We start from the raw sequence: 3,763 nt of genomic DNA, 5'->3' as shown, positions 1-3,763 counted from the left end.
TGGAGCAAGAAAGGGGCAAATGCCTGGTCGTCTCGGCCTGCTCCGGTCATGGCTACAAGTTCGGCGCGGCGGTCGGCAGGCGTGTCGCCAAAGCCGTTGGCGACGGTGATGTCGGCGGCCTCAAGAAGTGGCTGCGGGCAGAGGTGGCCTAATCCCGGCAATGGCGCTCGATATGCACGCGCCGCCAGTGCGTGGAGCCTTCCCTGACCAGAACCCGACGCGCCACCCTCTGGTATGAGGGCGCGATCTCGGTGATGCGCCGCCGCTCCGGCCGTACCAGCACCTCCCGGGCGACGCTCTCATATTCGGCCGGAAGGACCACGCGCCGCACACGCTCGGGTTCGATGACCACGGTTTCGGCGACCCGCGCATAGCGGGCCTTGCGCCACACCTTGCACAGTACCTTGCGGCCGTGGATGATGCGCCATTCCCAGGCATAGCCGCCATCGTCAACCTTGACCGTGTGGTAGACGGTGCGGCTGACGGCCGGCACCACCTCGTAGCTGACGCGGGCTGGCGCGATCTGCTCGACGCTCTCGCGCGTGCCGTAGATCGGCGCATCGTAGTCGACGAGTTGGCCGCCGGGGCTGACCATCAAGTCCTCGTAAACGGTATCGTAGACCGCCGGCCTGCGGATCGGCTCGTAGCATTCGAGCGCGCGGGCGCCCGCAGCCGTTTGCGATATCGTGGCAAGGATGGCGAGGCCCGCCACGGCCAGGGATGCAGGGCTTTTGCGGATCATGACATTCCCCCATGGAAAAGAACGCCAGTTCAACGCGGAAGTTGTAGCGGAAGCTCCGTGCCCGGAAAGCGGTTTTGCGGCTTTTCGTTAAGGGGCGCGGTTAAGAAAGTGCTACCGTTTCGGAGTGCCCCGGGAGCCGGTTCGTCGAAAGACGCTTCGCTCCCGCCTTTCGTGGTGGTAGCGCTTGATTCGGCTTAACCAGATGGCTAGGAGGGGCGGCCTTGCGTTAGGGTGAGCCGGCATCCTATTTACATCCTAACGATCCAGAACCGATTCTGCCCGATTGCTCATACTCCCCGGCGCCGGAATCCCATCTTCAAAAAGGGATAGTCCATGAAGAACCCCGTCGAAACCTACATGAACCTCGTTCCGATGGTGGTCGAACAGACCAATCGCGGCGAGCGGGCCTACGACATTTTCTCGCGCCTGCTGAAGGAGCGCATCATCTTCATCACCGGTCCGGTCGAGGACGGCATGGCGACGCTGGTTTGTGCACAGCTTTTGTTCCTCGAGGCGGAGAACCCGAAGAAGGAAATCAACCTCTACATCAATTCGCCGGGCGGTGTCGTCACTTCGGGCATGGCGATCTACGACACCATGCAGTTCATCAAGCCGGCGGTGTCGACGCTCTGCATCGGCCAGGCCGCCTCGATGGGCTCGCTGCTGCTTTGCGCCGGCCACAAGGACATGCGCTTCGCCACGCCGAACGCCCGCATCATGGTCCACCAGCCGTCCGGCGGCTTCCAGGGTCAGGCCTCAGACATCGAACGTCATGCCCAGGACATCATCAAGCTGAAGCGCCGCCTCAACGAGGTCTACGTCAAGCACACCGGCAAGAGCTATGACGAGATCGAAAAGACGCTCGACCGTGACCATTTCATGACCGCCGACGAGGCCAAGGACTTTGGTCTGATCGACAAGGTCATTTCGTCGCGCGAGGCCGCCGAAGTCGCCGCCGCATAGGCCCCGGTTGGCAGCCTGGTGGCGGGAAAACACGCTTTTGGCGTGGCTTGCGGCATTTCGGCCACAATTGGCTGTTCCCTCGACGGGTGGGATTGCCTACGTTAAGGCTATGTTGATTTTCGACGGCTTAGCTTTGTGTGGGGTTGCTGCGAATCGTTGCCGCGTCTTCTGATTTGTGTTTCGTACGGAATACGCTGTGTGAGCTGGGACACTGGCGGTAGCGCATTCTCGCGATAGATTGATGAGACGCCCTTGGCCAGACCATCGGCGGGCGGGCGGTGAAAGGACAGGAAAATGAGCAAGGTCGGCAACAACGGCGGTGATTCAAAGAACACGCTCTACTGCTCGTTTTGCGGCAAAAGCCAGCACGAGGTGCGCAAGCTGATTGCCGGTCCGACGGTCTTCATCTGCGATGAATGCGTCGAGCTCTGCATGGACATCATCCGCGAGGAGAACAAGACCTCGATGGTGAAGTCGCGCGAGGGCGTGCCGACCCCGCAGGAGATCCTCAAGGTCCTCGACGACTATGTCATCGGCCAGCCCTACGCCAAGCGCGTGCTGTCGGTGGCTGTTCACAACCACTACAAGCGCCTCGCGCACGCCGGCAAGAACAACGATGTCGAGCTGGCCAAGTCCAACATCCTTTTGATCGGCCCGACTGGTTGCGGCAAGACGCTGCTGGCGCAGACGCTGGCCCGCATCATTGACGTGCCCTTCACCATGGCCGACGCCACGACGCTGACCGAGGCCGGCTATGTCGGCGAGGACGTCGAGAACATCATCCTCAAGCTGTTGCAGTCGGCCGACTACAATGTCGAGCGCGCCCAGCGCGGCATCGTCTACATCGACGAGATCGACAAGATCTCGCGCAAGTCCGACAACCCCTCGATAACCCGTGACGTGTCGGGCGAGGGCGTGCAGCAGGCGCTGTTGAAGATCATGGAAGGCACCGTTGCCTCGGTGCCGCCGCAGGGTGGCAGGAAGCACCCGCAGCAGGAATTCCTGCAGGTCGACACCGCCAACATCCTGTTCATCTGCGGCGGCGCCTTCGCCGGGCTGGACAAGATCATCTCGGATCGCGGCCGCAAGACCTCGATCGGCTTCGGCGCCACGGTCGCTTCGCCCGAGGATCGCCGCACCGGCGACATCTTCCGCCAGGTCGAGCCCGAGGATCTGCTGAAGTTCGGCCTGATCCCCGAATTCGTTGGCCGTCTGCCCGTGCTGGCGACGCTGGAAGATCTCGACGAGCCGGCGCTGATCCAGATCCTGACCGAGCCGAAGAACGCGCTGGTCAAGCAGTACCAGCGCCTGTTCGAGATGGAGAATGTCGACCTGACCTTCCACGAGAACGCGCTGTCGGCGATTGCCAAGCGCGCCATCGAGCGCAAGACCGGCGCGCGCGGCCTGCGTTCGATTATGGAAGCCATCCTGCTCGACACCATGTTTGAACTGCCGGCACTGGAAGGCGTGCGTGAGGTGGTAATTTCGGAAGAGGTGGTGTCCGGCAACGCCCGGCCGCTCTATATCTATTCCGAGCAGAAGGAAAAGAAGGGCTCCGTCAGCGCCTGATCGGGGTCCGGCATTTGAATTCTCTTGAAACGGCGCCGCGAGGCGCCGTTTTGCTGAGAGGGCGCCTTGCCTGGCCGATGGAGTAGGATGAACGGACCGTGTTTGCCCTTGATCTTTGCCGCTTACACATCCAACTAACAGCAGAAGGCCGTGGTGCCGAATTCTGTGCTGTAAAACTCCCGTCACAAACGGTGGTAGGCGGAACGATCCTCGGTCGTTAATATGAGATTCGCGGTTGGCTCAATTAGCGGCCGCGACATGAAAGGTTGGACAATGGCCAAAATATCCAGGGCTTCCGGCGACGGCGTCTTCGCGGTCCTCCCGCTGCGCGACATCGTTGTGTTTCCGCACATGATCGTTCCGCTCTTTGTCGGGCGCGAAAAGTCGATCAAGGCGCTGGAAGAGGTGATGGGTCAGGAAAAGCAGATCCTGCTTGCGACCCAGATGAACGCAGCCGACGACGATCCCGAGCCCGATGCGATCTACGAC

The 3,763-nt window shown here is 61.4% G+C and carries 4 protein-coding genes and 1 pseudogene; 4 read left to right on the top strand and 1 reads right to left on the bottom strand.

Going from position 1 to position 3,763, the window contains the following annotated elements; all coding sequences use genetic code 11:
• Positions 1-152 (top strand): annotated as a pseudogene (locus EOA33_RS41560) (sarcosine oxidase); the annotation flags it as partial.
• Here the strand turns inward: EOA33_RS41560 and EOA33_RS27575 are convergent.
• The gene (locus EOA33_RS27575; protein ID WP_126054896.1) at positions 149-742 is read right to left on the bottom strand and encodes a hypothetical protein; all 594 of its coding nucleotides are present in this window, start codon (positions 740-742) and stop codon (positions 149-151) included. The pseudogene EOA33_RS41560 and the gene EOA33_RS27575 sit on opposite strands and share 4 nt — an antisense overlap.
• 333 nt (positions 743-1,075) lie before the next feature.
• Between EOA33_RS27575 and EOA33_RS27570 the strand changes: the two genes are divergently transcribed.
• The 3 genes from EOA33_RS27570 to EOA33_RS27560 all read left to right on the top strand — a co-directional run.
• The gene (locus EOA33_RS27570; RefSeq protein ID WP_126054895.1) at positions 1,076-1,705 is read left to right on the top strand and encodes an ATP-dependent Clp protease proteolytic subunit; all 630 of its coding nucleotides are present in this window, start codon (positions 1,076-1,078) and stop codon (positions 1,703-1,705) included.
• A gap of 294 nt (positions 1,706-1,999) precedes the next feature.
• Positions 2,000-3,274 (top strand): ATP-dependent Clp protease ATP-binding subunit ClpX, encoded by a 1,275-nt coding sequence (gene clpX / locus EOA33_RS27565; protein WP_126054894.1) that lies wholly within the window; start codon positions 2,000-2,002, stop codon positions 3,272-3,274.
• A gap of 273 nt (positions 3,275-3,547) precedes the next feature.
• On the top strand, positions 3,548-3,763 hold a 216-nt coding region (locus EOA33_RS27560; RefSeq protein WP_145989308.1), incomplete at its 3' end, for an LON peptidase substrate-binding domain-containing protein.

The organism is Mesorhizobium sp. M4A.F.Ca.ET.050.02.1.1, assembly GCF_003997725.1.
Classification (GTDB): domain Bacteria; phylum Pseudomonadota; class Alphaproteobacteria; order Rhizobiales; family Rhizobiaceae; genus Mesorhizobium.
Note: the sequence above shows the minus strand (reverse complement) of the source record. Positions and strands in the feature narration are given on the sequence as shown.